At 70.0% G+C, this 22,051-nt stretch carries 22 protein-coding genes; 11 read left to right on the forward strand and 11 right to left on the reverse strand.

Annotated elements, in window-relative coordinates; genetic code table 11:
- Positions 1–72: 72 nt before the first annotated feature.
- Positions 73–1,542 carry a serine/threonine protein kinase gene (locus tag E8A74_RS02875; RefSeq protein WP_136927344.1) on the forward strand — a complete coding sequence of 490 codons (1,470 nt, stop codon included), beginning with the start codon at positions 73–75 and terminating at the stop codon, positions 1,540–1,542.
- 139 nt (positions 1,543–1,681) lie between these two features.
- Positions 1,682–3,265 carry a serine/threonine-protein kinase gene (locus E8A74_RS02880; protein ID WP_136927345.1) on the forward strand — a complete coding sequence of 528 codons (1,584 nt, stop codon included), beginning with the start codon at positions 1,682–1,684 and terminating at the stop codon, positions 3,263–3,265.
- Positions 3,266–3,284: 19 nt separating this feature from the next.
- On the opposite strand, the gene E8A74_RS02885 is transcribed toward E8A74_RS02880, so the two are convergent.
- From E8A74_RS02885 to purN, 7 genes are all read right to left on the reverse strand, one after another.
- Positions 3,285–4,664: a trypsin-like peptidase domain-containing protein gene (locus tag E8A74_RS02885; RefSeq protein WP_136927346.1), complete on the reverse strand. Its 1,380-nt coding sequence runs from the start codon at positions 4,662–4,664 to the stop codon at positions 3,285–3,287.
- Between the two features lie 72 nt (positions 4,665–4,736).
- The gene (gene truA / locus E8A74_RS02890; protein WP_136927347.1) at positions 4,737–5,570 is read right to left on the reverse strand and encodes a tRNA pseudouridine(38-40) synthase TruA; all 834 of its coding nucleotides are present in this window, start codon (positions 5,568–5,570) and stop codon (positions 4,737–4,739) included.
- 15 nt (positions 5,571–5,585) lie between these two features.
- Entirely contained in the window at positions 5,586–5,927 is a 342-nt protein-coding gene (locus E8A74_RS02895) for a hypothetical protein (protein WP_136927348.1), read from the reverse strand.
- Between the two features lie 66 nt (positions 5,928–5,993).
- On the reverse strand, positions 5,994–6,575 hold the full coding sequence (gene rsmD / locus E8A74_RS02900) for a 16S rRNA (guanine(966)-N(2))-methyltransferase RsmD (protein WP_136927349.1): 582 nt from the start codon (positions 6,573–6,575) through the stop codon (positions 5,994–5,996).
- A gap of 28 nt (positions 6,576–6,603) precedes the next feature.
- On the reverse strand, positions 6,604–7,749 hold the full coding sequence (locus E8A74_RS02905; RefSeq protein WP_136927350.1) for a PEGA domain-containing protein: 1,146 nt from the start codon (positions 7,747–7,749) through the stop codon (positions 6,604–6,606).
- Between the two features lie 94 nt (positions 7,750–7,843).
- Entirely contained in the window at positions 7,844–9,439 is a 1,596-nt protein-coding gene (locus E8A74_RS02910; protein WP_136927351.1) for an NAD(P)-binding protein, read from the reverse strand.
- Positions 9,440–9,452: 13 nt separating this feature from the next.
- A complete protein-coding gene (gene purN / locus E8A74_RS02915) occupies positions 9,453–10,118 on the reverse strand; it encodes a phosphoribosylglycinamide formyltransferase (protein WP_136927352.1) in 666 nt (221 codons plus the stop codon).
- Between the two features lie 71 nt (positions 10,119–10,189).
- On the opposite strand from purN, the gene E8A74_RS02920 reads away from it, so the two are divergent.
- The gene (locus tag E8A74_RS02920; protein ID WP_136927353.1) at positions 10,190–11,119 is read left to right on the forward strand and encodes an esterase-like activity of phytase family protein; all 930 of its coding nucleotides are present in this window, start codon (positions 10,190–10,192) and stop codon (positions 11,117–11,119) included.
- An 11-nt stretch (positions 11,120–11,130) separates the two neighbouring features.
- On the opposite strand, the gene E8A74_RS02925 is transcribed toward E8A74_RS02920, so the two are convergent.
- A complete protein-coding gene (locus E8A74_RS02925; RefSeq protein WP_136927354.1) occupies positions 11,131–11,865 on the reverse strand; it encodes a serine/threonine-protein kinase in 735 nt (244 codons plus the stop codon).
- Positions 11,866–11,997: 132 nt separating this feature from the next.
- On the opposite strand from E8A74_RS02925, the gene E8A74_RS02930 reads away from it, so the two are divergent.
- From E8A74_RS02930 to E8A74_RS02940, 3 genes are all read left to right on the forward strand, one after another.
- On the forward strand, positions 11,998–12,444 hold the full coding sequence (locus tag E8A74_RS02930; protein WP_136927355.1) for a hypothetical protein: 447 nt from the start codon (positions 11,998–12,000) through the stop codon (positions 12,442–12,444).
- Entirely contained in the window at positions 12,441–12,962 is a 522-nt protein-coding gene (locus tag E8A74_RS51805; RefSeq protein WP_170228806.1) for a hypothetical protein, read from the forward strand. Before E8A74_RS02930 ends, E8A74_RS51805 begins: the two co-directional genes overlap by 4 nt.
- 222 nt (positions 12,963–13,184) lie before the next feature.
- Complete coding sequence (locus E8A74_RS02940) at positions 13,185–13,421, forward strand: hypothetical protein (RefSeq protein WP_136927356.1); 237 nt, start codon at positions 13,185–13,187, stop codon at positions 13,419–13,421.
- 118 nt (positions 13,422–13,539) lie between these two features.
- On the opposite strand, the gene E8A74_RS02945 is transcribed toward E8A74_RS02940, so the two are convergent.
- Positions 13,540–14,001, reverse strand: coding sequence for an STAS/SEC14 domain-containing protein (locus tag E8A74_RS02945; protein WP_136927357.1), 462 nt, complete (start codon positions 13,999–14,001; stop codon positions 13,540–13,542).
- 204 nt (positions 14,002–14,205) lie between these two features.
- On the opposite strand from E8A74_RS02945, the gene E8A74_RS02950 reads away from it, so the two are divergent.
- Both E8A74_RS02950 and E8A74_RS02955 read left to right on the forward strand, forming a co-directional pair.
- Entirely contained in the window at positions 14,206–14,904 is a 699-nt protein-coding gene (locus E8A74_RS02950) for an AMIN-like domain-containing (lipo)protein (RefSeq protein ID WP_136927358.1), read from the forward strand.
- A gap of 38 nt (positions 14,905–14,942) precedes the next feature.
- Positions 14,943–16,388, forward strand: coding sequence for a cytochrome P450 (locus tag E8A74_RS02955; RefSeq protein ID WP_136927359.1), 1,446 nt, complete (start codon positions 14,943–14,945; stop codon positions 16,386–16,388).
- Here the strand turns inward: E8A74_RS02955 and E8A74_RS02960 are convergent.
- Complete coding sequence (locus E8A74_RS02960) at positions 16,385–17,248, reverse strand: phosphatase PAP2 family protein (RefSeq protein ID WP_136927360.1); 864 nt, start codon at positions 17,246–17,248, stop codon at positions 16,385–16,387. The genes E8A74_RS02955 and E8A74_RS02960 overlap by 4 nt on opposite strands.
- A 78-nt stretch (positions 17,249–17,326) precedes the next feature.
- Between E8A74_RS02960 and miaA the strand changes: the two genes are divergently transcribed.
- Positions 17,327–18,280 (forward strand): tRNA (adenosine(37)-N6)-dimethylallyltransferase MiaA, encoded by a 954-nt coding sequence (miaA, locus tag E8A74_RS02965; protein WP_232379345.1) that lies wholly within the window; start codon positions 17,327–17,329, stop codon positions 18,278–18,280.
- Positions 18,281–18,284: 4 nt separating this feature from the next.
- Here the strand turns inward: miaA and E8A74_RS02970 are convergent, their stop codons facing one another.
- On the reverse strand, positions 18,285–19,265 hold the full coding sequence (locus E8A74_RS02970; RefSeq protein WP_136927362.1) for a BREX-2 system ATPase PglY family protein: 981 nt from the start codon (positions 19,263–19,265) through the stop codon (positions 18,285–18,287).
- Positions 19,266–19,396: 131 nt separating this feature from the next.
- On the opposite strand from E8A74_RS02970, the gene E8A74_RS02975 reads away from it, so the two are divergent.
- The gene (locus E8A74_RS02975; RefSeq protein ID WP_170228807.1) at positions 19,397–20,503 is read left to right on the forward strand and encodes a M14 family metallopeptidase; all 1,107 of its coding nucleotides are present in this window, start codon (positions 19,397–19,399) and stop codon (positions 20,501–20,503) included.
- Between the two features lie 14 nt (positions 20,504–20,517).
- Complete coding sequence (locus E8A74_RS02980; RefSeq protein WP_136927364.1) at positions 20,518–22,047, forward strand: glycosyltransferase family 39 protein; 1,530 nt, start codon at positions 20,518–20,520, stop codon at positions 22,045–22,047.
- Positions 22,048–22,051: the final 4 nt, after the last annotated feature.

The following is a 22,051-nucleotide window of genomic DNA, read 5'->3' on the forward strand; positions in this document are numbered from 1 at the left end:
CTTTGCGCGCGCAGGAATCCGTCGCCGTGGTAGCTTACATTTCGTCTTTTCGGGGGGTTACGGCGCCGCACGATGGCTCTTCAGATCGGCCAGATCTACGGCGGCAGGTACCGCGTCCTTCGCGTGCTCGGCGAAGGCAAACACGGCCCCGTGTACGAAGGGGAAAACGTCGAGATCCATCGGCGCGTCACGCTCGAAGAGCTCGCGCCGTCGCCGCACGCGCGCCCCGCCGATCTCGCAGCGTTCGCACACGACGCACAGGCGGCGAACGGCGCGCCGTCCCTCCACGTCGACAAGATCCTCGAAGACATCGAGATCGTCGGCGGCGCGCGTGTGCTCGTGAAGGAGCCACGCGAAGGGATCACATTGCGCAAGCGCATGCGCGAGCGCGGCCGGCTCGACGCCGACGAGACAAGCCGCATCGGCGTCGAAATCACGCGCGGCCTCGTCGCCGCGCACGCCGTGTCCGTCGTGCACCGCGCCCTCGAACCGGAGAGCATCTTCCTCGCGCGCGGGCACGAGCCCCGCATCGAGCACGTCAAGCTCCTCGATTTCGGCGCCGCTCACATCGCGGAGAAGCAGCCGCCCGACCATGCAACGCCGTACACGGCCCCTGAACAGATCCGCACGACGAACGAAATCGACGCGCGCGCCGACATCTACGCGCTCGGCGTGATCCTCTACGAGTGCCTCGCCGGGCAGGCCCCCTTCGCCACGAGCGCCGAAGATGAACTTCTTTTCAGCATTGTGATGCAGGACCCTGCACCTTTGGAGAAGCTCGCGCCGGACGTCGACCCCGAGCTCGCGACGATCGTGCACAAGGCCATGGCGCGCGACCCGAGGGTCCGGTATCAACGCGACCAAGACCTCGCGCAAGCGCTCGCCACGTTCCGGGCTCGACGTGGCCTCGGCGCCGTCCCTGAGGTGCCTTTTGCACCGCACTCTCCGCGCCCGCCATCGCCCTCCATGAGCGCCCCCGGGGACGACGACGACGACCTGATGATCGCGGACCACGGCACGGTCATCATGGACCGTAAGCCGCACTTTCCCGCGCGTCCGCCGCCGCCGAATCCGCCGCCGCCGAGCCAGCGCCACCCGGCCCCCATGTCCATGGGGCAGCCGCCGATGTCGAGTCCGGCGCCCGCGGGGCTGCCCGTCCTGCCTTCGTCGATCACCGGCCTCCCCGCGCGACCGCAGCCGCAAGCCGCGCGTCCGCTGCAAGCGCTCGCCCCGATCGTCGGCGGCGCGGCGTTCGTGATCGTGTTCGTCCTGGGCGCGATCATCATGCTGATCGTGCGCTTCACGCAGGATCCGACCGAGGCAGCCACGCCTCCGGCCGCCTCGGCCTCCGCGGCGCCCGTGCCTTCGGCCGTGCTCCCCGCGGTCACGGTGACGCCGGTCGAGACCTCCGAAGCGGTGGAGGGGTCCACGCGGGTGATCACGCCGCCGCAGACGCCTGGCACGAACACGAAAGGCACAGGGCCCGCGCGCACGTCCCCCACGAAAGGTACGGGCAAGCGCCGCATTTCGGACGACCTGTGAGCGCCTCGGAGATCGTACGAGGCCGTCGGTCCGACCGTCGAGAACTCGACTCCATGCGCCTTCCGCGCGGTATGATGCAACGCCCACGCGCGCTCCGGGACCGTTCCCGGATCTTCCTCCCGACCCGATAGGGCAGCCGATGACGCTTCAGCCCGGCAACACCATCGAAGGCAAATACCGCATCGTCCGCCTCCTCGGGCAGGGCGGCATGGGCGCGGTGTACGAGGGCGAGAACGAGCGCATCCATCGCCGCGTGGCCATCAAGGTCCTGCACGCGTCCGTCTCGGGCAAGGAAGACGTCGTCCAGCGCTTCGAGCGCGAGGCGCAAGCCGCGGGCCGCATCGGCTCCGAGCACATCGTCGAGGTGCTCGACCTCGGCAACCTGCCGAGCGGCGAGCGCTTCATGGTGATGGAGTTCCTCGACGGCCAGAGCCTCGGCGATCGCATCAAGAAGCGAAAGCGCCTCACGCCGCAGGAGCTCGCGCCGCTCATCCACGGCATGCTCGAAGGGCTCGCGGCCGCGCACGACGCGGGGATCGTCCACCGCGATCTCAAGCCCGACAACGTCTACCTGATCAACAACAAGAACCAGCGCGACTTCGTCAAGATCCTCGACTTCGGCGTGTCGAAGTTCTCCGCGCTCGACACCGACATGAGCATGACCAAGACCGGCGCGGTCATGGGCACGCCCTACTACATGTCGCCGGAGCAAGCGCGGGGCGGAAAGATCGACGCGCGCAGCGACCTCTACTCGGTCGGCGTGGTCATGTACCAGGCGATCACGGGGCGCCTGCCCTTCCAGGCGCAGACGTTCAACGAGCTCGTCTTCAAGATCGCGCTCGAGTCGCCCGATCCCGCCGAGCTCGTCGTGCCGAACCTCGACCCGAACTTCGCGGCGATCATCGCAAAGGCCATGATCCGCGACGCGAACGTCCGCTTCCAGACGGCGCGCGAGTTCCAGGCGGCCATCGCGCAGTGGATGATGGCGAATCCGGCGGGCCCCGAGCTCAGCGCCGGCCGCATCCCCACGATCCAGCCGGGCATGTTCGACCCGCGCATGAGCCAGCAGAACCCGCTCGTCGGCACGGGGCCGCTCGGTTTGCCCGCGGGGTTCGATCCGCGCATGAGCCAGCAAAACCCGCTCGTCGGCACGGGTCAGCTCGGTTTGCCCGCAGGGTTCGATCCGCGCATGAGCCAGCAAAACCCGATGGTCATGGGCCAGCAGCCCATCCCGGGGACGAGCCTCGGCATGTCGCACCCGAACCTCGGCATGTCGCACGCCGGTCTCACGGTCGCAGGCGCGCCCCCGAAGAGCGGCAACGGCGCCATGGTCGCGATCGGCTTGCTCGGCACGTTGCTCGTCGCCGCGAGCGGGCTCATCGTCTGGAAGTTCGTGCTCGACAAACCGGCGACAGGAACGCCGCCGGCCATGACCACGCAAGCCGCGGCGACACAGCCGCCGCCGATGCCGACGCCCACGCCGACGCTCGCGCCGACGCCCACGGCTGCGGCGACGGAGGAGGCGCCGACGCCGGCCGATACGAACACGGCCGCGGTCGGCACAACGACGCCGCCGATCGGCGCGGGAGGTCCGCTGCCGACGGGCGCGCGCACGAGCAACACGGCGCCCTTGGGCACCGGGACTGGGACGGGCAAGAAGCCGCCCACACCGACGACGACGGCGACGTCGACGGGCGGTCGCAAGATGGGCAGCGATCTCTGAGATCGCCGCCCGCGCAGACCTACCGAACCGCCGTGTAAAACGTCGCCTTGTCGCGACGAATCCGCAGCAAGAGCCGCCCGTCCTGCGCCGCTTTCTGCACGTCGGCCGACAAGGGCAGCCGCGCGAAGTCTGCCTCCAGCACGACGTCGCCGGGCTTGAGCCCCGCTCGATCCGCCGGCGAATCCGCCGACACGGCCACGATCTGCGCGAGCGAGCTGCCGCCGTCGATCTCCACGTCCCGCAGCGTGATCCCGAGTCCCTGCGGGCTCGACACCTTGCGCTCGACCGGCAAGGCCGGCGGCGACGTCTCGCTCTTCGCTTCGAGCGTCACCTTCGTCTGGTAGCGCTTGCCGCTGCGGATCACCTCCATCGCCAGCACTTCGCCGTCGTCGTGCAGGAAGAGCTCGCGGATCACGTCCTGCGCGTCGGCGATCGAGCGCGCGCCGATCTTCGTGACGATGTCGCCCGGCTCGAGGTGCGCCTTCTGCGCAGGCCCGCCTGTCACCACGGTGTTGACGAGCGCCCCCGAGGTCGGCGCGCTCGGAATCTCGGCCGCGAGCTGCGGCGTGAGGTCCTGGATTCCGATGCCGATCCAGGCGCGCATCACGCGCCCCGTCTTCAGGATCTGCGTGGCCACGCGCCGCGCGATATTCGAAGGCACGGCGAGGCCGATGCCCTGGCCCTTGCTCACGATCATCGTGTTGATGCCGAGCACCTGGCCGTCGAGGTTCACGAGCGGCCCGCCGGAGTTGCCCGGGTTGATGCTCGCGTCCGTCTGCAGATAGTCCTCGATCGCGTTCATCCCCACGCCGCCGCGTCCCTTCGCGCTGAGCACGCCGGTGGTCACGGTGTGGCCGAGGCCGAAGGGCGATCCGATCGCCACGACCCACTCGCCCACGCGCGCGGCGTCGCTGTCGGCGAACGCCGCGACGGGCAGGTTCGTCGCGTCGACGCGGAGCACGGCGAGGTCGGTCGCGGGGTCACGGCCGGCCACGCGCGCGGGCAAGGTGCGGCCGTCCTTGAGGCGCACGTTGATGGCGCGCGCGTCCTCGATGACGTGGTTGTTCGTGAGGATCGCGCCGTCGGCCGAGAAGATCACGCCCGAGCCCATCCCGCGCGTCGTCGCGTCGGCGCGGAACCAGCGGCCCGCGGAGCTCTCGCCGCTTCCGACCGTCACGTCGATCTGCACGACGGCCGGGCTCGTCTTCTCGGCGACCGCGACGAACGTATCGCCGAGCGCGCGCACGTCGGCCGCCGTGGGCAAACCTCGCGCGGGCGTGGGGAGCGCGGGCGGCGGCGGCGGGGCCTTCGGGCGCGGGACCTGCGCGGAAGCGACCGCAGAGGCCGAGCCGAGCCCGGCCATGACCAGCATCGAGGCGAGCATGCAGCGAGGGCGCATCGTTCCTCCGACGAAAACAGGGGTTCGATTATGGATCTCTCGGGGCCACGAAAGCACGCGGAAGACGCGCGCCTACGTCCTCGTCTCGCTCGGCCACGCCTCCCGCCCCTCGTCAGCGAGCGTCACCGAGACCAGATACAGCCCATCCGGAGGCGCGGTGATGCCCGCGTCGTCCCTGCGCTTCGAGGCGAGCGCGCGCGACACGGCGCCTGGCGCGAGCCGCTCCCGCGCGACGTCCACGAACGTCCCGACGAGGATACGCACCATGTTGTGCATGAACGCGTCGCCCTCGACCTCGATCCGGACGAGGCGGGGATCGTCCCGGTCGACCTCCACCGAGACACGCCGCAACGTTCGCACCGTGTTTTCCCGCGGATCCGCGGCGGACCGGAACGCAGCGAAGTCGTGCGTGCCGACGGCGAGGCTCGCTTCGGCCGCGGCGCGCGTGATCGCGGCGTCGTCGCGGAGCTGATCCACGCGCCACACGCGCCCTTCGAGGAAGGGATCCCGCACGAGGTCGCGCAGGAGCAGATATCGATACCGCTTGCCCTGGCTCGCGAACCGCGGCGTGAACCCGCGCGGCACGAGCGACGCGCGGCGCACCGCGATCTCCTTCGGCAGATGCCTCGCCGTGCCGAGCACCCATCCTCGCGGCGGGACCACGCGCGACGGATCGAACGCGACGCGCTGGCCGAAGGCGTGCACGCCCGCGTCGGTGCGGCTCGACCCGCGGATCTCGCGGATCGTCGGATCGAGGGCGCGGACCGCGGCGAGCAGCTCGCCTGCGATCGTGCGGCGATCCGGCTGGTGGGCGAAGCCAGAGAAGATGCGGCCGTCGTAGGCGACGGTGAGAAGAATGCCGTCGGGAAGGGGGGATTCGCCCCTCTCGTCAGCGGGCTCGTTCATGGAAGGGGTCGCTGGCTAATTGCCACCGCCACCGCCGCCGGAGCCTCCGGTCGGCTCGGGCGCGGCGCCGTAGCCGTAGAGGCAGGCTTGGAGCTCGTAGCCCTGGAGGTCCTTGCAGCACTCGGCCGGGGGCGAGACCTTGCCGTTGACGACGCAGGTGGCGAACGGGTTGCAGCCGTTGTCGACGTCGATGTGCCCGTTCTCGCTGAGGTCCTGGTTGCACGTGGGCGTCGTGCCCTCCTCGGACGCGCACGCCGCGGCGCCGCACAGGAGCGCCACGACGATCGCCGCGAGCAGCGGAGAGGCCTTACCGACGCCTTTCGGGGAAGTGAGGGGTTTCATCGAGGTCGTGCTCATGGCTGGAAAGGGGTGCGCGCGAGCGCGGTGCGTGCGCTCTCTCGCGAAGCGATGCGTTCCTGTACCTTACCCATCTGCGGCCCCGGAGGGAACGTCCTCCGCGCGCGTGTACAAGGAGATCGCCGTATCTCCGTAGATCCGCGTCTCGTCGCGGACGAGGCGCGCAGGCTCGGGCGGAGCATCGCGGCTCGCGTGTTCGAGCACGACGCGGGCCCCGGGCGCCGCGAGGCTCGACGTCTCGGCGGCGAGCGCATCGAGCACGCGCGCCGCTTCGGCGAGCGCGGCGTACGGCGGATCGAGCAGGATGAGCTCGAAAGGGCCGAACGGCGCGAGCGACGCGAGGGCGCGCGTCACCGGCTGCGTGATCACCCGCGACGCGCTCTCGATCCCGAGCGACGCGAGGTTTTGCCGGAGCGCGGCGAGCGCGGGGCGGCCGTTCTCGACGAACACCACGCGCGAGGCGCCGCGCGAAAACGCCTCGATCCCGAGCGCGCCCGTGCCTGCGTAAAGGTCGAGCACGGCCGCGCCCGAGACATCGCCGAGCACGTTGAAGAGCGCCTCGCGCACGCGGTCGCTCGTCGGCCGCGTGGCGTGCCCCGACGGGGCGACGAGCCTGCGTCCGCCGAGCGAGCCGCCGATCACGCGCATGGGTGGAGAGGTGGAGAGCGCTTCGGGGTCAGAAGCGGAAGCCGACGTCGAGCTTGCCGCCGGTCCGATCGACGCGGGGCAGGACCATGAAGCCCGTCGTGGGTTTTTCCTTCGAGGCCGTACCACTCGTCGCGATGAGGAACACGCCTGCGCCCGCCGCGACGGCCGCGAGCGGGTAGAAGACGAGCTGCAGGAGCTGGCCCGTCTCGCCCTTCGAGCAGAGGCTGTCCACGGCGGGCTTGTCGAAGCCGAGGGCGGTCGGCTGGCTGCCCCGCGCGAGCTCGCAGATGTTCGTCTGCTGGTCGTAGAGCGCCTGGTTCTGGTCGTACACCGGATCCTTGTTGACCCCGTTCACGGTCACGGTGCCGTAGATCCCGACTGCGCCGAACGCGACGCCCGCGCCGATCGCGGCGAAGCCGCCGATGCGCTTCCAGTTCGTCGGCGACGTGTCGCCGGCGGGGACGGGCGCGACGACCACGTCCGTCGGCGAGTTCGGCTTGACCGTGATCTCGGTCGACATGTCGGCGTATCCGGGCGCCTTCACCACGAGGTTGTGCGTGCCCGAGGGGACGAAGAACGTGCCCTCGCCGTTCGCGAGCGCGCCGAGCGGCTGACCATCCACGAAGACCTGCCCGGCCACGCTGCCGGCCTTGACCTTCACCTCGCCCTTGGGCGGGCCGTCCGTCAGCTTGTTGAGCGCCTCGGTGGCGATCTTCCGCAGCGCCTCGTCCTGCGACTCGGTCAGGTTCGCGGTGTATTCGACCTTGTGGTCCGTCGTGCCCTTGCCGCGCACCCAGAAATGCAGCTCGCCGACGACGTTGCCGCCTTTGCCCTTGTCGAGCTTGCCCCACACGTACCGGTCGGCGCGGATCTGATCGGCGATGCGCGACTGACACCCCGCGTCCGGCGGATCCGGGCACTTCAGCGAGAGCGTGAGCACCTCGAGCGAGTAGTCCCCTTCGCCCTGCGACCAACCCGGCGTCGCGCGGACCGCGTTCCGCAGCGCCTTCGTGAGCGCCTCCGCCTGGTCGTCGGCGTCCATCGTTTGGACCGAAATGATGTGGATCGGCAGCGTGTCGGGCCCTGGCTCGGAGGCCTGGGCCGCGCCGACGGACATCCACATCGCAAGCGCGAGCGTCGTCGCCAGACCGTATCGGGGTGCGCGCGTGGTCATCTTGCCGCTCTCTCTCCTCCGCGCGACCACGTTATCCTCCCTTGGGCTGGTTCCGCAATTATGCGGTGACGGGGCGAGGAGGATCACGCTGGGCTCAGCCGATCTCGACCTTGCTCCACATGTCGCGGCGCATCTTCTCCTTGCGGCGGTCGGTCCGCGTGACGAGCCGTGCCGCCCCCCACGCCGCGAGGAGCTGTCCCTCTTGCCCGAGGCCGGGCAGCACGCTGCGACCCACGAGCAAGGTGCGCTCGATCGGCCCGCGAATCGGCTCACCGCCGAGCCCGAGGTACCCCGGCGGATCCACGTCGAGCTGCCGAACCATGGGCTCCGGCGCGAGCCCGGCGCCCGTGAGCGAGCCGCGATCCACCGGGCGAAATCGGCCGTCCTCGTACACCCAGACCGGGAGGCCATCGTGCACCGAGTCGACCACGCGCAGGTGACGTTCGAGGAACGGCAGCTCCGCCGCGAGCGTCGACAACACCACTTCGCGCATGCCGAGGACCGGGATCGGGCTCCGATCGGGCAGGAGCACCTCCGCGACGAGCAGCGATTCTCCGCGCACGCCGGGCATCACGTGCCGCTCCAGGTGAATCACGGGGCGCTGCGCGGCCGGCGGCGCGCTCGAACGCGTGCCCGCCGCCGCAGCCGTGCGCGCCGTGCTCCGGAGCGCGGGACGATCGCCGGTCAGCACGAAGCTCTCCACGCCGAGCGGCGCGGGCAACCCCTCGTCGCGCACCACGAGCGACACGACGAACCTGCCGACCGACGACGTGATCCGCGGCCACTCGCGCTGGGCGCGCTTGTGGATGCCCTCGCCCCCGGAGAGCGCCGCGAGACCCTCGCCGTCGAGGTCGGCGATCACGAAGCTCGCGCCCGTCGGCCCCTCGTCGCCGTCGACGACCACGCCCGCGGCCGCGCCACGCCGGAGGTGCAAGGCCCGCGCGCGCGCCGAGAGCATGCAACGGCCGCCGTGCGCCACGATGCGATCGACGAGGAACTGTTCGAGCTCGTCCTCGCCGCCGGGGAGCGTGTAGAGGCCACGCGTCCACGCGCCGTGCAGACGCGCGACCGCGAACGGCGGCGGCAGCGAGGCGAGATCGGTCGCGAACGAGACCGACGACGTCACGACCTGCCGAAAAAAATGCCCGCGCGGCAGCTCGACCAGGAGATCCGCGTCCGGCTCGGCGCGCACGTAGGGCAACATCGCGGCATACCGCCCCGTCTCGCGCCGCTCCCAGAACGTACCGGGCGGCCAGACCGCGTCCCTCTCGAAGGCCTCGTCGGCGGCGCCGTTCACGCGGGCGAGCTCGGCGTAGAGATCGTCCACGACGCGGCGCACCTCGGGCATCTCGCGATCGATCTCGCGACCGAAGAGCACGAGATCGGGCGGGATGTCGAGCCTACGCCGCGGCGCGAGCACCTGCATCATGGGGCTCGCCGACACCACGCGCCGCTTCCACGTCTGCGACTGCGCGAGCTCCACGAGCACACGCGTCCACGCGGGCGAGCTCGCCGCGAGCATGGTGAACGCGCGCCTGCGCAGCGTGCGCTCGCCGAGCTTGTAACTCGCGGGCCTCCCGCCCTGGCCGAGCACGAGCACCGTGAAGTCGCGCCGCGCGAGCAGCGCGGCCGTCACCAGAGCGCCGAGCGATCGACCCAGGACGACGACGTCGAAATGCTTCGAGGTCACGACGCGCTCTCCCTCAATCGTTCGTCGTCTCGACCCCGAGCGCGCCGGGGACGCCCACGAGCTCCACGCGAGCCCTCGCCGCGACCGTGGTCGGCGGATGCACCGTGAGGTGTCCCGCGGCGATCGCGGCGAGCACGTGCACGAGCAGCGCGTGCTCGCGGGCGAGGATCCGCTCGGACAAACGCTCCTCCGTGTCGTCCGGCAGCACGGGCACCGCGGCTTGCGCGAGGATCGGCCCCGTGTCCGTCCCGGCGTCGACGAGGTGCACCGTGCAACCCGTGATCCGCACGCCGTGCGCGAGCGCCTGCGCCTGCGCGGAGACGCCCGGGAACGCGGGCAGAAGCGAGGGGTGGATGTTGAGCACGCGAGCCGGGAACGCGTCGAGCAGCACGCTCGTCACGATCCGCATGAAGCCCGCGAGCACCACCCACGACGCGCCAGCTTGCCCGAGCGCGCCCACGAGCGCGGCGTCGAACGACGCCCGGTCCGGGTGATCCTTGTGGCTGATCACGGCCGTCGGCACGCCGGCTTCCCGTGCGCGATCGAGGCCCGGCGCGCCGGCGCGGTTCGAGATCACCAGGCGGACGCGCGCGTCGAGCTTCCCCGCGGCGATCGCGTCGAGGATCGCCTGGAGGTTGCTTCCGCGGCCGGAGATGAGCACACCGAGGTCGAGGGTCATCGGGCCGGGCCATCGTAGCCGAGGATGGGGGACGCGCATCGACCGCGCGCTCGTTCGGATATCATCGCCGCGTGCGCCCTTGTTTTTCGTGCCCCCTTTTCGCGGCTCTCTTGCTCCCGCTCGCGTGCCAGCCGTCGCGCTCCTCGCCCGTCCCGGCCGGAGACGGCGGGACGCCGCGGCAGATCCTGGTGACCGGGACCGACGTGGTGGGCCTCTCGTCGCTCGCGGTTGGCCCGTCCGGCGCGCTCTTCACGATGACGGAGAGACAACCGCTCTTGCTCGAGCTCTCGCCGGACGGGGCTTTGGTCCGCAAGACCGCGGTGAGCGGCGTGCCCGAGGGCCTCGATTTCGAATCGCTCGCGTGGCTCTCGGGGGAATCGTTCGCGATCGGCACCGAGGGCGGCTGCTCGAAGACGGGCGCCGACCGCATCCTGCTCGCCACGCGCGAGGGCGACGCGGCGCGCGTGACGCGTACGCTCGACGTCCCGCTCTCGGCGTGGGGCGCGTCGTGCGACGAGGGGCATGGCCTCGAAGGCCTGTGCGCCGCGTCGGGGCAGATCGTCGCGGCGATCGAGGACGTGATGAACGGCGAGGGCAAGGCGCGTCATGCGCCGATCGAGCGGATCGACCCGGCGACGGGGGACCGGGCGGCCTTTCGCCTGTCGCTCACGAGCACGAAGGACGAAAAAGGAAAAATCTCCGGCCTCGATTGCCGTGCCCGGGGGGACGATCGAATCGAGGTCCTGGCGATCGAGCGGCATTTCGCGGTTTCGCGCATCCTCTCGTTCACGCTCCCTGCAAAAGGCCCGGGGACCGCGGCCCCGATCGAGCCCCGCGTCCTCGTGGACCTCGCGCCGCATTCGAACGGGGGCAAACGCAATTTCGAGGGGATCGTCTGGAAGGACGAGACCCACGCGCTGCTCATCGTGGACAATCAATATGGCGAAAAGGTCTCCGGACCGAACGAGCTCCTCGAAGTGACGCTGCCCGGCTCGCCGTAACGCATCGTTCGTCAGCGCGCCCCTCCGGGCCCGAGCATTCCAACGAGCGACAGCCACAAGGCCTTCACCGTCGGAAATCGCTGCTCCGGCTCGATCGCGAGCGCGCGGAAGATCACGGCGCCAATCGCGTATACATCGGCCGCCGGCGTGATCCGATCGGGCCTGCCCTGCCAGCCTTCGGGCGCGATGTACGACGGCGACCCCACGACGAGCCCTTCCTGCGTGAGCGGCGTCAACACCGAGAGCACCTTGACCAGACCAAAATCGAGCAGCCGCACCGGCCCTCGCGCCGTCGATTCCAGCACGAAGATGTTCGCCGGCTTGATGTCGCGATGCACGATCCCCCGCTGGTGCGCGACGTCGAGCGTGTCCACGATCGGCGAGATCAGCTCGAAGAGCTTCGATCGCGAGAGCCTCCCCACCTCGCGCTCGTGGTCGGCGAGGAAGCCCTCGAAATCCTTGCCGCGGAGCAGCTCCATCACGATGTACATCTGCCCCGACTTCGTGCGGTTCAGCGCGAAGATCTGCACCGCGCTCGTCCCCGACAGGGCGCCCATCGCGCGCGCCTCCCTGCGCATACGCGTGGCGAACTCGGGCGCGTCCGCGACCTCGGGGCGCAGGAACTTGACGGCCACGGGCGCGCCGATGTCGAGATCCTCGGCCTCGTAGACGGTCCCATGCCCGCCTTCACCAATCCGCCGCAGGATGCGGTACTGCTCGTCGATCACCTCGTTTACCAGAAACATCCCCCGCTCCTCCGCAGGCCACACAGCCAAGGCAAGGCCACGAGAGCCTCCTACACGAAGCGCTGGACTTGTCAGGACGGTGGGTACACTAACGCCTCCATTGTCCGCGACGCACAGCCGGGAGACCTCACCATGCTCGAACGACGATTCCACTTCCCCGCCGCTCATCCCCTCGCCCGCGCCGCCGTACTCGCGGCCCTCACCCTGTTCGGCGCGGCGTGCGGCGCCAAGGTCGTCGTCGACGCCGAAGGCGAGACCGGCGGCGGCGGCACGGGCGGCACGGGCCCCGGCAGCGGCGGCGGCACGGGCGGCACAGGCGGCCTGAAGTGCGGCGAGGAGCCCAATATCGGCAAGCTCAACGCCGTGTGCGTCTCGATGAACGGCGGCGACGTCTGCCCCCCTGCGTCGACCCCCGGCCTGCTCACGACCCTCGCGGACGCGACCGGCTTCTGCGCCGAGACGACCCCCACGGCGTGCTGCAACAAGCCTGCGTACCGCCAGGTCGTCTGCGATTTGCCGCCGCTGGACGACGAGTGTTGTTACCACGTCCATTACATCCCGAACGTGGTTTGTCCGTGAAGCGCGCGCCGGGCCTCCTCCTCACCGCGCTCGTCTTCACGAGCGGCTGCGCCCCTGCGCCGCCGCCTGCGCGCGCCGCCAACGACGCACCGCCCGCTCCGAGCGCGCCTCCGGACGACCTGCTCGTCCTCGCGGATCTCCGCGTGCTTCGCCAGGACGAGCCGTACCTCGTGCTCTACCGGAACGGCTTGCTCGTGCAGCGCGGCGAGGTGCTCGGGACGCTGCATTCCGATGGGACGTTCGTCGACCTCGGCGGCACCCTCGTCATCACCATGAACGCCGACGGCACGGTCCCGATCTCTGTGGGCACGCTCGTCCTCGACGAGGCCGGCGTCGCGACGATGCGATCGCCGGACCGCCCGCCGCAAAGGATGCATTTCGACGCCGTGGGGCACATCGTCGGAACCGAGAGGGACTTCCACGTCGAAGGAATGACCCTGGCCACGCGCCGGACCGCGATGTTCGTGTTCCTCCTGCCGGATCTCCTCCTCGACGCGCGCCCTCCCCGGATCCAGTAGCCCACATCCCCGCACTCGGACATTCCCTGTCCGATTCTGGCCGTCATTTCCCTGGAAATCGCACGCGCATGCGGTAATCTGTGCGCCGTTCCAACGAAGAACAACACGCGGCTCGGCGACGAGCGGCGTGACCCAACGGCGGTTCATCGAGGGGGGCCGGTGAAGGCGCGGAGAGCGCCCCCGGCAACTTGTATCGATCCGCCCTCACATCAGGAGGTCCTCGTGACGCTCGCGATGCATCATTTCGACGGCGTTCGTATCCGCATGCCCATGATCGTGGCAGCCGTTGCTGCTTTTATCCTCCTCAGCGCCGTGCTGCTCGGCGTCGCCTCGTGGATCGTGGAATCGAAGGGGCATTCCGCTTCGGGCAGCATGCAAACGTCGAGCGTGTCGCCCTCGGACGCGCCCGATCCTGCGCGCCTGCTCGAAGATCGGGGCCGCCCCGGACGCCGTTACTGATTCACGTCCCAGGGGGATTTGAAACCACAACACGAACCATCGGGGGCGCTCGCCGGCCGGCCGGCGCCCCCGCGCCCGCCTCCGCGCCGTGTCCCCGGAAACGCCTCCCTGCGCGCCGTCAGTGCACGGGCGGCGGACGGGAGCCGCGCGACGCCACGCCCTGCGTACCGCATCGGATCGCCTCGATGTAGGCCCGCGCTTCCGCCTCGGTCGCGACGAATTTGAACGGGGTCAGGACGCGCGAGGGCTTGAGCACGCGCGCGGCCTTGATCGCGAGGTTCGCGATCGCGCGTTGCTTGAAGTTGCCGCCGTAGATCGCCGTGCCCCGCAGGTTCTTGTTGGTGTCGGATTCGATCGCGAGCTTGCGCGCCTCGGCGCGCACGTGCCCCATCTGCGTGATGTCCGAAAGCCAGAAGACCAGCCCCCCCACCTGCGCTCGGGCCGCCCGGATCAGCTCGAACATCCGCTGCATGTCCTCCAGGGCGACGTCGCCGACGTTCCGGATGTGCACGACATCCGGCGCCTCGAAGCGATAGACGTGCTCCCCGAACCCCTCCCAGCCCGTATCCGATAACGTCATGCAACCCGAAGGAAAAACGCTGATTGTGGGCGCAATGCCCACCCGCACAGGATGAGCCCGCCGCCGCGACCGTGTCAAGCCCCGCGGCGGGCGTTGACGTACGGACGCACCCATTGTAATCGGGCCGCCGACGTCGTCCGCGCCGCGCGCGCCGAGGCCCTTGCGGCCAGGCCCCTTGCGCCAAACGGAGACGCAACAAGCCCCATGCGTACGCTCTTCCTGTTCCTGCTCGCCAGCCCGTGGCTCCTCGCCTGTCGTGACGCCGCGCCCGACAGCACCGCGCCCGACAGCACGAAAACCCCCGCCGCCAGCGCGGTGGCGCCGACGACGCCGACCACGGCCGCACCGTCCCCCGCGGAGCCGCCCGCGAAGGCCGCCGAGCCGCCTTCCTCGGCGAAACCCCCGGAGCCCACGCAGGGGACGAAGGAGCCCGGGGACACGGCGCCCGAGGCGTTCGAGGGGACGGCCGCGCCGATCGAGAAAAAGATCCCCGAGGTGCATACGGTCGAGCTGCGGTCGGTCCGGGCAGGCCGTCACGCGGGGTTCGATCGTGTCGTCTTCGAATTTTCGGGCCAGGCATTGCCTGGCTACCGGGTCGAGTACATCGACAAACCCGTGCGCCTTTGCGGCACGGGCGACACAGTGACGGTGGCAGGTGAGGGATGGCTCCGGGTCCGGATGACGCCTGCACGGGCCCACACCGACGCGGGCCTCCCGACGCTCGGTCCCATCGAGCGAAAGCCGAAGCTGCCCGTGCTGCTCGAGCTCGCAGCGACCTGTGATTTCGAGGGACAGCTCACCTGGGTGCTCGGTGTCGGCTCGAAGAATCGGTATCGCGTGCAGGAACTCCGTGAGCCTCCGCGGATCGTCGTCGACGTCCGGCACGCCCGCAGCTCCCCTTGACGCGCCTCGCAAGCGCTCCTACCGCCGCAGGAGGGACCATGAAGACCGTCGCAGACATCCCCATCCTGTCGGGACAAACGTTTTCCGGACACGCGACGGAGTTCCGGACCACGCAAGCGGCGATCTTCCTGCGCCTCGCGCGCGAGCTCGGCGACCTCGGGCAGATTCGATTCTTCAAGTTCCCGCTCGTCGTCCTCTGCGCGCCCGAGCTCGCGCACGAGGCGCTCGTGGAGAAGCAAAAGAGCTTCGAGAAGAGCCTCGCCACGAAGATGATGTTCTACCCCTTCGCTGGCCGTGGCCTCTTCACGAGCGAAGGCGAGCCGTGGCGCAAGCAACGCAAGCTCATGGCGCCGCTCTTCCACCCGCGCGCCATCGAAGGGTATGCGCCGATGATGAACGACGTCATCACGCGCTGCCTCGACGACTGGAAGGACGGCCAGATCCTCGACGCCGGGCGCGAGATGACGCGGATCACCATGGGCATCGCCGCGAAGGTCCTCTTCGACGCCGACACGCTCGACGAGTCCGACGAGATCAGCGCCGCGATCCGCGCGATGTTCAACTACCTCGGCGAGCAGACCGCCAGCGTCTCGATCTTCGTCCGCGCGAACTTGGCCCAGCTCCTTCTCCTGCCAGAACACCTCCCCGCGCCGCTCGAACGCGCACGAGAAGCGATGATCGAGGCCCTGCACCGGCCCGTCCCCCTGCCCACGGCTGAGCGGCGCAAGCTCTTCGCCGCGATCCGGACGGTCGACGACCGCATTCAGCGCATGATCACCGATCGCCGGCAAAAAGGCGGCGACCGGCCCGACCTGCTCTCGCGGCTGCTCGCGGCGCGGGACGAGGACGACGGCTCGTTCATGAACGACCGCCAGGTGCGGGACGAGGCCATGACGTTGTTCATCGCCGGCCACGAGACGACGGCGACCTCCACGACCTGGTGCCTCTATTTTCTCGCGCGACACCCCGAGGTGTACCGCCGCTGGAAGCAGGAGGTCTCTGGCCTGTCCGGAAAAATCCCGACCGCCGAGGAGGCTTCCCGGCTCGAATACACGCGCGGCGTCTTCCGCGAAGCGCTGCGGTTTTATCCGCCGGCCTTCGCGATCGACCGTGTCGCCATCGAGGACGTGGAGGTCGGCGGATACCACCTGCCCAAGATGACGTCGATCATCGTCCCGATTCACGCGCTCCACCGGCGCGCGTCGATCTTCCCCGACCCGGAGCGCTTCGATCCGACGCGCTTCTCGGCGGAGAACGAGGCGAAGCGACCGCGCGGCGCCTACATGCCCTTCGGCGCCGGCCCGCGCGTCTGCATCGGCGCGACCTTCGCCACGCTCGAAGCCGAGCTCCTGCTCGCGCAGATCGCCCAGCGCTTCGATTTCGAGCCCGTGAGCGACGCGCCGATCGGCCCCGATTACACCGCGGTCCTCCGCCCCGAAAGACCCGTCCTCCTCCGCGTCCGCGCGAGGCGCGCCGCGAACTAATCCAAGATCCCGCTGAAGCCCACGAACGGCCCGCCGCCGGGCAGCGGGCTCGCCATCATCCCCGAGAGCCGCGCTCCTGCGTCTTTGCTCGGGTTCGCGCTCGGCCGGTGCAGCCACGGCACCACGAACCCGACGGCCGATCCGACGATCGCGCCGACCATCACGTCCGAAAAATAATGTTTGTCCGCGGCCATGCGCAGATACCCCGTGGCCGTGGCAATCGTGAGCCCCGTGGCCCAGATCCAGGGCGCCGCGCGGTATCCCTTCAGCGTGGCCAGCGTCCCGGCCGAGACCGCCGCGGAGAACGTGAACGACGTGTGCCCGGAAAAGAACGAAAGGTTGTTGTCGCGGTTGTCCCGATCCTCGGCCGACACGGAGTTGTATTCGAGCAGCGGCCGCTCCCGCGCTACGGAAAACTTCACGATTTGCGTGAGGTCCGCGGCCACGACCATCGACTGCAACAGGACGATCACGTCCGTCCCCCACTCCGTGAGCGTGCCGCCGCTCGCGTACACGACGGCCGCGTCGAACCCGAACGCGGCGAGCGGCGCGAGCCCATACAACCCGACATCGCTCATCCGCGCCGCCGTCTTCGTGTTGCTCCAGCGCAGCGCGCGCGCGATCGAATCGTCGAACCCCGGCGGGCTGCACCATCGGCACGTCGCCGGCGCGATCTTCGATTTCAGCACCTCCGTCGTGATCCACGCCGCGCCGCCCACGCCGATCACGGTGAGATCGATCGGCAGGTTCACCCGCATCATCGGCCGGGCGGGCGGAGGCTCTTGTGCCGAGGCCACCCCCGGCGCGGCGAGGCACGTGACGAAGGCAAACGAAAGCAGGAAGCGCGGCATCGAGGACATCCGGAGATGCTACAGGAAGTCCCCCGCGCGGAAGACCCCTCGCGGGCCCGAACGATGCGCCCGAACGATCACGAAACCGTGGATGCCCGTCCCCCGGACGAAAACGACGAGCCGAACGAGCCCCCTCGAACGGCCCCCTCGTGGCGCACGATCGAGCCGCCGCGCGAGGGCGAGCTCCTCGTCGTCGTCGGCCCCACCGCGAGCGGAAAAACCGAGCTCGCGCTCCGCCTCGCCGAGACGTTCGGCGGCGAGATCATAAACGCCGACAGCGTGCAGATCTACCGCGGCTACGACGTCGGCTCGGGCAAACCCACGGCCGAGGAGCGCGCGCGGGCCCCGCACCACCTCGTCGACATCGCCGACCCGCTCGTGCCCCTCGACGCGCAGACCTTCGCCGGGCTCGGCGAGCGCGCGATCGAGGACGTCAAACGCCGCGGCCGCGTGCCCATCGTCTGCGGCGGCACGTACCTCTGGATCAAATCGCTCGTCTACGGCCTCGCCCCCGCGCCGCCCGCCGACCCCGCGATCCGCGCGCGGCACGCAGCGGTCGCCGAGGCCGAAGGGCGCGCGGCCCTGCACGCCATGCTCGCCGCCGTCGACCCCGAGAGCGCCGCGCGCCTCGCGCCAAACGACCTCGTCCGCGTGAGCCGCGCGCTCGAAATTCACGAGCTCTCGGGCAAACCGCAGAGCCAGTGGTTCGCCGAGCACGGCTTCCGCGAGAAGCGCCACGACACGCGCCTCGTCGGCGTCGCCTGGCCCCGCGAGACGCTCGACGATCGCATGCGCGCGCGCGTCCGGCGTTGGCTCGACGCGGGCTGGATCGACGAAGTGCGCGCGCTGCTCGGCGCGGGCCACGCCGCGGCGCGACCGATGGGATCGGTCGGATACAAGCAGGTGCGCGCGCACCTCGAAGGCGAGCTCCCGCGGGAGGAGCTCGAAGACACGATCGTCCGCGCGACACGCGTCTTCGCGCGCCGCCAGCGCACGTGGCTGCGCGACGAGCCCGTCCTTTACGTCGCGCTCGACGCCTGATCCATCACGCGCCCTTGTCGCTGATATCGAGCGTGATCACGAGCGAGAGCAACGCCGGCCCCTTCGAGGCTTCGAGCTTCTGCTCCACCTCGCGCACCGCCTCGGCCAGGAGCGCGCGCGCGGACTTTCGGTCGGGCATCGATCCACGCCGCTCCACGCTCACCCGCGTGAACGGCAAGACGCCCTCCGACGCCAGCGTCTGCGTGAGCGACTTGCGCTTTGTGCTCTCCGCGCGGGACCGCGTCGCGCTCGGCGGCGGTGTCCCGCGCGATGCCTCGATCCGCACCGCGGCAGGCGCCACGACGCTCGCGAGCACCGCGCTCTTGGGCAACACGCCATCCTCGGGAAGGCCGTGCAGCGGCGCTCCATCAGCGCTCGGCATGCCGCTCAGGAGATACGCCTGCGCCGCGCCCGCCACCATGCGCAGCTCCACCGACAGCGACCGCCGCATCTCGTCCTGCCGCAGGATTGCGCGCGCCTCGCGCAGATACTTGGACGCCGAAAGATCATTCTTCTCGCGCCCCGCGAGCTGCTTGAGCACGCCGAGCACCAGCGGGTCGTCGAGCGTCTCCAGCGAATCGTCCGCAGCGCCGAGGCTCGCCTGCACGGCCGACGAGCTCGTCTCCAGGCGCGCGGAGGCGAGCGCCTCGACGATCTCGCGCGCTTCGCGCAGCGACCTACCGGCGAGCGCCTCGCAGAGGAGGCGCGCGCTCCGGGCCGTGCGCAGCCTGTCGCAGTCGTGATCGATGCCGAGCTCGCTCATGCGTGCTTCGAGCACCTCGACGAGCTTGCGCGTCGCGGGCGTGATGGCGCGGACGACCTCCAGCACCTTGCGCGCGAACTCTTCCAGGGCCTTCGCAGAGAGCGCGCGCTCCGTCAGGCTCACGCCGAGGATCCCCGTCCCGAGGACGACGGCGCGCGCCCATGTCGTCGTTTCCGGCAGGGAGCCTGCGCTGCTGTCGATGCCCGTCCTGCTCTTCCCCATTCGACCTCTCCGCGGCGGAGTATAGGCGAAACGGCCCCGCACGCCGGGGCCTTCGCCATGTGCGGGACACACCCGCGCGCGGGCCCACGATCGCTCCCCGCTCGCCCGCTCTTCGTGGCATGATGCATTTCATGCACGTCGACGCGGACCTCTGCGGCGGAAGCATTGTCGTCACCGGCCACCACGGGGCCGAGGCCGAGCTCTCCTTGCGCGCCGACAGCGCCGCCGGCATCCGGCAATGGTTCCATTTCCGGGTTCGAGGCGCGCGCGGCCGCCACGTCGAGCTCACGATCCACGACGCGGGCGAGGCGATGCACCCCGACGCCTTCCATGGCTACCGCGCGCTCGCATCGTATGACCTCGAACGATGGTTCCGCGTCCCCACCCATTTCGATGGACGCCGCCTCGTCCTCCAGCACCGGCCCGAGCACGACACGGTCCATTATTCGTATTTCGCCGCGTATCCCCTCGATCGCCTCGCTGCGCTCCTCTCCGTCGTCGATCGCTCGCCGCGGGCGCGCGTGCTCCCGATCGGCGCGAGCGTCGAGGGACGCCCGATCCACATCATCGTCCTCGGCGAGGAGCACCCGGGCAAGCCCCGCCTCTGGATCACGGGGCGGCAGCATCCTGGCGAGACGATGGGCTCGTGGTTCGTCGAGGGCGCGCTCGTCCGGCTCCTCGCCGAGGACGACCTGGTCACGGACACGCTCCTCCACGAGGCCGTGGTGTACGTCGTGCCGATCGTGAACCCGGACGGCAGCACGCGCGGCAATTTCCGCACGAACGCGGCCGGGCGGGACCTCAATCGTGAATGGCAGGCGCCGAGCGACGAGCTGAGCCCCGAGGTCGCCTCCGTGCGCAGCGCCATGGAGCAGGCGGGCGTGGACCTCTTCCTCGACGTGCACGGCGACGAGCACGCCGACGTCGCGTTCGCCATCGGCTGCGCGGGAAACCCCGGCTACTCCGAGCGCCTCTACGAGCTGGAACGGCGCTTCACGCGGAGCCTCGCGCGGCGCGACGGAGGTTTTTCCTCGGAGCTCGATTATGGAGCAGACGACCCGGGCAAGGGTGATCTGCGCATCGGAAACAACTGGGTCGGCGAGCGCTTTGATTGCTTGTCGATGACGATCGAGATGCCGTTCAAGGAGGGCCCGAGCGGCTTCGGCCCTGACCGCGCCGCCGAGCTTGGCCGCTCCTCGCTCGAGGCCGTGCTCGAATCTTTGGGCGCGCTGCGCTAGGGTAGCGCCCCTCGATGCTTGCTCGGCTCCTCCCCCTTTGGCGGCGCCTCCCCGCCTTCCTCGGCCGCGGCCTGCCCTGGCTCGTCGGCCTCGGCGCCGTCGCGTACGTCGGCATCTATCTCGTGCTCGCGGTCCTGCACCTCCGGTATCCATTCGAGATCGAATGGATGGAAGGCGGCGCCGTCGACCACGTCCGCCACATCCTCTCGGGCAAACGCCTCTACGATCGCCCCACGATCGATTTCGTCCCCTTCATCTACACGCCGCTCTACTTCTACGTCTCCGCGGCCGTGAGCAAGCTCTTCGGCCTCGGTTTTTTCTCCCTGCGCCTCGTCTCGCTCCTCTCGTCGCTCGGCTGCCTCGCGTTCATCGCGCTCTTCGTGCATCGCGAGACGAAAAACCGCCTCGCGGCCGTGCTCGCGGCGGGCCTCTTCGCGGGCACGTACCGCGAGAGCGTCGCGTTCATGGATATCGCGCGGGTCGACTCGCTCGCGCTCCTCTTTTTGCTCCTCGGCCTCTACGTCCTCCGCTTCCGCGAGGGCCTCGGCTTCCGGCTCCTCGCCGTCGCCTTGTTCCTGCTCTCGTTCCTGACGAAACAATCGATGCTCGTGGCCGCGGCGCCTCTTGCGGCGTATGCGCTCTTCGCGGACGGCTGGAAGCGCGGGCTCGGGTTTGGCGTGGCGCTCTTCGGCACGATCGGCCTCTCGGTCCTCGCGCTCGATCGCCTGCACGGCGGCTGGTTCCGTTATTACGTCTTCTTTTTGCCCTCGCAGCACCCGAACGTGCCGGCGATGTGGGTCGATTACTGGGTCGAGGACCTCTTCGCGCCGCTCGCCGTCTCGTTCGCCGCGGCGCTTTACTGGTTCGCGGCCTCGGGCGAAGGCGCGCGCAAGGCGCGTCTCTTCTGGTTCTTCGCCGCGGCCGGCGCGCTCGGGACCTCGTGGGGCGGGCGCCTGCATGCGGGCGGCTGGCCGAACGTGCTCATGCCCGCGTTCTCCGTGCTCGCCATTCTCTTCGGCCTCGGCATCGCCACGGCCCTCGAAAGCATCGGCCAGGCGCCGGAAGCCCTACGGGCCCGCCTGCGCGCCGCGACCTTCGGCGTCGCGGCCCTCCAGCTCGCCTGCGTCATCTACGATCCTCGCCGCCTCGTGCCCTCGCGCAGCGACGAGCAGGCGGGCCACGCCTTCGTGAAGAAGCTCGCCGCATTGCCCGGCGAGGTATGGCTCCCGGCGCACGGCCACCTCCCGACGCTCGCGGGCAAGCGCCCGTTCGCGCACGAGATGGCGATGCAGGACATCCTGGGCATTGGCGGCGGCCCGCCGGGCATCGCGCTCCGGGACGAGCTCCGCGAGGCGCTGAAGACGCAGCGCTTCGGCGCGGTCATCCCAGATACCGATTTCTACAAGAAAGAGATCAACCTGTTTTACCAACGCAACGAAAAGGACCCGCCGCTCTTCGGGGGGAACGATTTCTTCCCGGTGACGGGCATGAAGACGCGGCCGCGGGGGGTGTTTTCCCCGCGGCCGGCGGGGCAGCGGCGGTGAGGCG

It is taken from the genome of Polyangium fumosum (assembly GCF_005144585.1).
In the GTDB taxonomy this organism is placed as follows: Bacteria; Myxococcota_A; Polyangia; order Polyangiales; family Polyangiaceae; genus Polyangium; species Polyangium fumosum.

Bases quoted from the DNA above. Each gene is read 5' to 3' on its own strand.
- E8A74_RS02875 (WP_136927344.1), top strand. From the start codon at position 73: ATGGCTCTTCAGATCGGCCAGATCTACGGCGGCAGGTACCGCGTCCTT.
- E8A74_RS02880 (WP_136927345.1), top strand. From the start codon at position 1,682: ATGACGCTTCAGCCCGGCAACACCATCGAAGGCAAATACCGCATCGTC.
- E8A74_RS02885 (WP_136927346.1), bottom strand. From the start codon at position 4,664: ATGCGCCCTCGCTGCATGCTCGCCTCGATGCTGGTCATGGCCGGGCTC.
- truA (WP_136927347.1), bottom strand. From the start codon at position 5,570: ATGAACGAGCCCGCTGACGAGAGGGGCGAATCCCCCCTTCCCGACGGC.
- E8A74_RS02895 (WP_136927348.1), bottom strand. From the start codon at position 5,927: ATGAGCACGACCTCGATGAAACCCCTCACTTCCCCGAAAGGCGTCGGT.
- rsmD (WP_136927349.1), bottom strand. From the start codon at position 6,575: ATGCGCGTGATCGGCGGCTCGCTCGGCGGACGCAGGCTCGTCGCCCCG.
- E8A74_RS02905 (WP_136927350.1), bottom strand. From the start codon at position 7,749: ATGACCACGCGCGCACCCCGATACGGTCTGGCGACGACGCTCGCGCTT.
- purN (WP_136927352.1), bottom strand. From the start codon at position 10,118: ATGACCCTCGACCTCGGTGTGCTCATCTCCGGCCGCGGAAGCAACCTC.
- E8A74_RS02925 (WP_136927354.1), bottom strand. From the start codon at position 11,865: ATGTTTCTGGTAAACGAGGTGATCGACGAGCAGTACCGCATCCTGCGG.
- E8A74_RS02930 (WP_136927355.1), top strand. From the start codon at position 11,998: ATGCTCGAACGACGATTCCACTTCCCCGCCGCTCATCCCCTCGCCCGC.
- E8A74_RS02945 (WP_136927357.1), bottom strand. From the start codon at position 14,001: ATGACGTTATCGGATACGGGCTGGGAGGGGTTCGGGGAGCACGTCTAT.
- E8A74_RS02950 (WP_136927358.1), top strand. From the start codon at position 14,206: ATGCGTACGCTCTTCCTGTTCCTGCTCGCCAGCCCGTGGCTCCTCGCC.
- E8A74_RS02955 (WP_136927359.1), top strand. From the start codon at position 14,943: ATGAAGACCGTCGCAGACATCCCCATCCTGTCGGGACAAACGTTTTCC.
- E8A74_RS02960 (WP_136927360.1), bottom strand. From the start codon at position 17,248: ATGTCCTCGATGCCGCGCTTCCTGCTTTCGTTTGCCTTCGTCACGTGC.
- E8A74_RS02970 (WP_136927362.1), bottom strand. From the start codon at position 19,265: ATGGGGAAGAGCAGGACGGGCATCGACAGCAGCGCAGGCTCCCTGCCG.
- E8A74_RS02975 (WP_170228807.1), top strand. From the start codon at position 19,397: ATGCACGTCGACGCGGACCTCTGCGGCGGAAGCATTGTCGTCACCGGC.
- E8A74_RS02980 (WP_136927364.1), top strand. From the start codon at position 20,518: ATGCTTGCTCGGCTCCTCCCCCTTTGGCGGCGCCTCCCCGCCTTCCTC.